This is a genomic window from Micromonospora sp. NPDC000207 (genome assembly GCF_040300925.1).
Classification (GTDB): Bacteria; Actinomycetota; Actinomycetes; order Mycobacteriales; family Micromonosporaceae; genus Micromonospora.
Genome location: NZ_JBEPEQ010000076.1, coordinates 23,555 through 29,687, shown reverse-complemented (window position 1 = coordinate 29,687; position 6,133 = coordinate 23,555). Strand labels below are relative to the sequence as shown.

Annotated in this window: 4 protein-coding genes and 1 pseudogene; 4 read left to right on the top strand and 1 reads right to left on the bottom strand. The window is 74.4% G+C overall.

Translation table 11 applies throughout. The annotated features are described in order from the left end of the window. From ABT336_RS18805 to ABT336_RS18790, 4 genes and pseudogenes are all read left to right on the top strand, one after another. Positions 1-1,492: pseudogene (locus ABT336_RS18805) on the top strand (ATPase); the annotation flags it as partial. After that, complete coding sequence (locus tag ABT336_RS18800) at positions 1,489-1,893, top strand: roadblock/LC7 domain-containing protein (protein WP_007455462.1); 405 nt, start codon at positions 1,489-1,491, stop codon at positions 1,891-1,893. The pseudogene ABT336_RS18805 and the gene ABT336_RS18800, both read left to right, overlap by 4 nt. Positions 1,894-1,981: 88 nt before the next feature. Then, positions 1,982-2,356, top strand: coding sequence for a DUF742 domain-containing protein (locus ABT336_RS18795; protein WP_350897904.1), 375 nt, complete (start codon positions 1,982-1,984; stop codon positions 2,354-2,356). Between the two features lies 1 nt (position 2,357). Next, positions 2,358-2,951 carry a GTP-binding protein gene (locus ABT336_RS18790; protein WP_350897903.1) on the top strand — a complete coding sequence of 198 codons (594 nt, stop codon included), beginning with the start codon at positions 2,358-2,360 and terminating at the stop codon, positions 2,949-2,951. A gap of 547 nt (positions 2,952-3,498) precedes the next feature. Here the strand turns inward: ABT336_RS18790 and ABT336_RS18785 are convergent. After that, entirely contained in the window at positions 3,499-6,096 is a 2,598-nt protein-coding gene (locus ABT336_RS18785; protein WP_350897902.1) for a transposase, read from the bottom strand. Positions 6,097-6,133: the final 37 nt, after the last annotated feature.

Below are 6,133 nucleotides of genomic sequence, written 5' to 3'. Positions count from 1 at the left end.
CGCACTGGGCAGCGGTCCGGCCGGTGGCTCCGGTGGCGGGTTCATCCCGAGCCAGCGCACCGGCGGGTCGGGCAACCAGATGGCCCTCGGTGGCCGCTCCATCGACCCGGCCCCCCGCAACGGCAGCCCCGCCTCGGACGTCCCGAGTCGTCCGCTGCCCGCCTGGGGCGACCTGACCGGAGCCACCGGTCCGGCCGGGGACGACCTTCCGTCCCGGCCCTCCGGTGGGCACTCCGTGGACCCGCTTCCGCAGCGTCGCTCCGGTGGGGAGGACGACCCGACGGGCCTGGGCCAGCCGAGCATCCCCCGCCAGCAGTCGAGCAGCCCGGAGGTACGGGCGTACTCACCGCCGCCGGTCTCCGCGCCTCCCGTCCCGCCGGTCTCGGCGCCCCCGGTGTCCAGCCCGCCCGGCTCGGTGATGCCGGTCTCCGGACAACCGGTCTCCGGATCGCCCGTGTCGGGTTCCCCGTTCTCCGGCTCGCCCGTCTCCGGTTCACCGTTCTCCGGTTCCCCGGTGTCGGGTTCGCCGTTCTCCGGTTCCCCCGTGCCGGGGCAGCCGGCCCCACCGGCGGCCGACCCGACCACCGGTCGCCCGGCCGACGTCCCCCCGGGCCTGCCGGCCCGGCCCACCGGCCACCCGACGGCACCGCCCTCCTGGCCGCCGGTGCCCGGCGCCGACCGGGACCCGGTCACCCCACCCGTCCCGGAACGGCTCGCCGCCGCCCTGGACATGACGACGGAACTGCCCCGGGTGCCGCGCACCGGTGCGGACGGCCCACCGCCAACCGCCCCGAGCAAACCGGCTCCGATGCCGGTGGCGCCCCCTGCCGCACCCCGCCGTCCGACCCAGCAGAACCGCAAGCCGTACGCGGATGAGACGATGGAGCTGCCGATCTTCCGGGAGCTGGAGTCGGCCTGGTTCCGTACCCGCCGGCCTGGTCCGGAGGAGACGGGCGCCCGACCCACAGCGGCGGGTAGCGACGCGACCCAGCAGTTCACGGTGATCGACGCCAACGGTCGGGACGCCGAGCAGACCGCCGCCCGATCAACAGGTAGCGCACCGATGTCTGACACCTCGGCCACCGCCGGACCCACTGGCGACAACAGCGCCTTCACCCCCAGCGGTGCGGGCGGGCGGTCGGCCGCCCCGGCCGGTGGCTGGCGTACCGCCGCCGACGACGGCTGGCGCGCCGCCACTGCGGCGAGCGAGGTTCCTGTCGCGGCCACCACCCAGACCGGTCTGCCGAAGCGGACCCCGATGGCGCAGCTCGTGCCGGGTGCGGTGGAGAAGCCGACGACCTCGGTGCAGCGGCGGACACCGGAGGCCGTACGCGGTCTGCTCTCCGCCTACCATCGAGGGGTGCAGCGCGGACGGAGCAATCCGGCCGACGGCAGTCCGACCGGCCCGGGGGAGACCTCGGGTGGGCAGCAATCCTCGCAGTCTGGCTCGGGCCCGGTGGCCGGGAGCGGGCAGAAGGAGCAACAACGATGACTACTACGCAGGACCTCGGTTGGCTTCTGGCCAACTTCGCGGACCGGGTACCCGGTGTCGCACACGCGGTCGCCGTCTCCGCGGACGGCCTGCTCCTCGCGTCGTCACGAGACCTTCCACGGGACCGGGCCGACCAGTTGGCAGCGATCGCCTCCGGACTGGTCAGCCTGACCCAGGGCGCCGCCCGATGCTTCGAGGGCGGTGCGGTGTTGCAGACGGTGGTCGAGATGGACAATGGTTTCCTGTTCCTCATGTCCATCTCCGACGGCTCGTCGTTCGCCGTGCTCGCCGCCCGCAGTAGCGACGTCGGGCAGGTCGGCTACGAGATGGCCCTCCTGGTGGACCGGGTGGGCGACGCACTGACCCCGCAGCCGCGTGCAGCTGCGGGGATGCTGGGTTGATCCGCGCTGACCAACCGGTCGGCACGACGACGAGGACGACGAGCACCGGGTCCGGCCGGTATCGGGTACGAGGGAGGTGAACGGCGACATGGCTGATCGTGACGAACCCACCGGAGCGTTGGTCCGCCCGTACGCCGTGACCCGCGGTCGTACCCGCCCCCGGCTGGACATCGCCCTGGAGGCGCTCGTCGAGACCACGGTGCGGGGCCGGGCCGCTGTCAATGGCAACGGCGGCGGTCGCGAACACCAATACATCGCCGCGCTGTGTGACGGACGCGTGCAGTCGCTCGCCGAGATCGCGGCGCGGATGCAACTTCCACTCGGCGTGGCCCGGGTGCTCATCGCCGACATGGCGACGGACGGCCTGGTCGCGGTCCACGAGCCGACCACCTTGGACGACTCGAATGACGCGGTGGGCACTGAACTGCTGGAGAGGGTGCTGAGTGGACTTCGCAGGCTCTGACATGACGCGTCGGCCGCCGACCCCGAGCGGGCGCGTGACCTCGGCGAAGATCGTGATCGCCGGTGGGTTCGGCGTCGGCAAGACGACGCTCGTCGGCTCGGTCTCGGAGATCACGCCGCTGACCACCGAGGCCATCATGACCTCGGCCGGTGTGGGCGTCGACGACACCCGGCAGGTGCCGGGCAAGATGACGACCACCGTGGCGATGGACTTCGGACGGATCTCGATCGACCGGGACCTGATCCTGTACCTCTTCGGTACCCCGGGCCAGACGCGGTTCTGGTTCATGTGGGACGAACTGGTGCGGGGCGCCATCGGCGCTGTGGTCCTCGTCGACACCCGTCGGCTGGCCGACTGCTTCGCGGCGATCGACTTCTTCGAGCACCGGCGGCTGCCGTACCTGGTTGCCATCAACTGCTTCGACGGGATGCAGTACCACGACCCGCAGGACGTCCGGGACGCCCTGGCGATCTCCCCGGAGATCCCGGTGGTGGCCTGCGACGCCCGGAACCGCGAGTCGACCAAGCACGTGCTGATCTCCCTGGTCGAGTACGTGCTGACGATGCGCCGTTCGCGCGCCGTCGCCCCCGCCTGACCCTCCGGTCGGAACCGCCCGGCGCCGGTGGCCCCGGCCGCCGCGTCGGGCGCGTCTCGCCGCACGGGCCGACGCCCCGACCCGGGTCGGCGGTGCGCCCGTCGCGTCGCCTCGTCGCGCCTCGTCCCGGTGACCGTAGCCGTTGGCGGGCCTCGTCGCGCTGACCGACGTCCTGGTGTGGTCCCTTCGCGCTGACCTACGCCGGGTCGCCTCGGCTGGCCCACGCCGTGGTGCGTCCCGTCCCCCCGACCGAGCTACTGCGGCCGGTCGTCGTCGCCAGTGCGGGTCGATGGGGCAGGGGTGGTGCCCGGAGAGGCCGCCGCCGCAACGGACGCTGGGTGGCCGTCAGGCGGCCTCAGGACACCTGCTCGAACAACCGGTCACCGACGCGACCGGGGATCGCCCCCGCCCCGGTGACCGGAGCGGGGTGGCGTGCCGAGGGGCCGGGTGACCGACGCCCCGGCCTCAGGACCCGACGCCCCGGCCGCAGGACTGGTAGCGGGCGCTACCCGGTCTCGGGACCGGTGGGCCGGCGGACCGGGGGGGGTCAGGACCGGTAGCCGGCGGACCGGAACTCGTACTCCCGGTCGTCGTCGCGGTCGCCGGTGTCCCGGGTGAAGTCCCAGCCTCCGGCGGCCTCCCGACCGGGGCGCCCCCCGACCGCGAAACCGCCGATCTCCTGTCCCCGTCGCCAGCCCCGGAAGTATCCGGTGGTGTTCTCGGCGAGGCTTGCCGCGTTACGCACTATCCGCAGCGGACGTTCCTCCCGCAGCGGCGAGCCGGGCACCAGGTTCGCCTGCGGTACGCGCTTCGGCAGCCCGGCCGAGGTCTCCGCACCCACCGCCGGCTGCGCGGCCTGCTCGGCGGCCTGCCAACCGGTGTCGGCGGTGCTGCCCCAGTCGAGTTCGTCCTCGGGGTGCCCGACGAACCAGGCGGACTTCGCCGCAGCGAAGATCAACAAATCTCCGTCGCCCTCGTCGGCGACCGGTGGCGGGCGGTGTTCGACGGGTGGCCGGTGCTCGGTCGGCTTCCGCTGCTCGGTCGCCGCCCGTTGCTCCAGGGAGACCCGACGGCCGAGTGGTTCCCGATTCTCCAGCGGCTCACGGCGTTCCAACGGCTCACGGCGTTCGAGCGGCTCACGGCGTTCCAGGGGTTCGCGGCGTGCCAGTGGCTCACGGTGCTCCGGCGCGGAACGGTGGGCCGCCGCCGGTGGCTCGACCGGGTCGGCCGAGTGGCCGCCACGGGCCCCCTGCTGCTGGTCGACAAGCCGCAGGGGCGGGCCGTCCAGGCGCTGGTCGGCAGCGCCCGGCGTCTCGCGTACCTCGCGACCGGGCAGGGGCGGCTCCACGAGCCGCAGCACCGGCGGCTCCTTGGGCAGGTCGTCGGCGAGCCAGGGCGGGGTCACCCGACCATCGCCGGTGCCCGGGTCGGTGTTGGCGTCGACCCGTTGCCCGGTCGGCTCCCCCGGGTAGACGGTCGTCGGGGCGTCCACCGTGGCGTCGTCCCGGTCGTCCGGGTTGCTGACCAGCGGCCAGTTCGCCCGGGAACCGGGGGGAGCGGACGGCTCCTGTCCCGGCCGTGGGTTCGGCACCGGGACGCTCACGTCGATCGCGCTGAAGCTCCCGGTGCCGGGCGCCGGGTCCGGCTCGGTCGGCCGGGGCGGCAGGAGCGCCCGCTGACGGTCCGCGCGCGCACTCTCGATGGCTGCGGTGGTGAGGGTTGGCCGGAACGGCTCTCCCGTCTCCGCCGGCGAGACCTTGCTGCGCTGCGGCGGGGTGATCGGAGTGATCCCCGGAGGCGGCGGTGGCGGCGCGGAGACCGGCCGGTTGGCAGGCATGTCGACCCGGGTGGGAGCGTCGATCAACGACGGCCTCGGCTCGGTACGGCGAGGCGGCGCCGACACCGGCGACCCGGCGACGGCGGCGGGGCTGACCGGCACGGGTGCCACCGGTGGTGGCCCGAACGGCGGCGGTGCCACCGGAGGCGGGCCGAGGGGACGGGGCGGCGCGGGCGGCGGCCCGTCGGAGACCGGCTCCGGTCGACTGCGTCGACCGGCGGGTGCCGGCGGCGGCTCGGTCGGTCGGACGCTGCGCAGCCCGGCTCCCGGGGCGGGCAGCCCGGGACCGGCAGGGGACAGTCCGGGACCGGCAGGGGACAGCCCGGGACCGGCAGGGGACAGTCCGGGACCGGCAGGGGACAGCTCCCCGACCGACTCACCACGTCGGGCGGCTGCCCGACGACCCGGAGCCGTCGTCGGCGTGGTGATCCGGGCGTTGAGCGCGCTCACCAGCGCGTCGCAACCGGCGTCCAGGGCCCGGACGGAGGCGACCGCCTGCCTGACGGTCTCGGCCACCGCCGAGGTGAACGCCCTGTTGACGGTGGCCCGGCGGGGCGTCTCGGAGATGGCGACCCGAAGGGCGGTGACCGCCTCGTCGATCTCCTCGGCCGGGGCCACCCCGTCGGCGGCGAGGTGGGCGGCCACGGCGTCCGCAGCGACCGAGACGTCCCGACCCCGGGACATGGTGCCCACGAGCATCCCCGGCTCGGGCAGCGCGTCGAGCACCGCGAGCGGCACGGTCTCGGCCGGATCCGGGTACGCCCGCAGCGCCGCCGGGTACAGCTCGCGGAGGACCTCGCGCAGGGTCACCGCGGCGGAGTGTCGACCACTGGCCAGAGCCGCGTGGGCGGAGAGGACCTGCTTGTAGTTGGCGAGGTCACGGGGAGCCGGGAGGGTGACGGCGGAGAGCGCCCCGGCCTGGAGGGCGCGGGCCAGGCCGACCGCCCGACGGACCGCCGGGGGTGCCTGCATCTCCTCCAACGAGTCGTCGTCGGCGAACCGTTCGGCGAAGTCGTCCACGGAGTCGTCGTCGGCGATTGCGAGTGGACGGCCGGCGGCACTGAGCAGCGAGGTGACCGTGTGGTCGTCGCTGTCGGCGGCGATCGCCACACCGCCCGGACCACCCGAGCGCTCCACGAGCAGGGCGACCAGCCGGGCGTAGCCGGCCGGATCGTCACCGATCTCGTAGACGTGCAGCAGCCGGCCCGCATCGTCGACCACAGCGGACGTCAGCGCCGAATCGGCCGGAGCCGTCCCGTCAGCGGCTTCCGCCGAGGCCAGACCGCAGTACACGCGCACGAGCGCCACGGCGTCGTCCTCCTCCCGAACACAGGTCGTTCTCTGC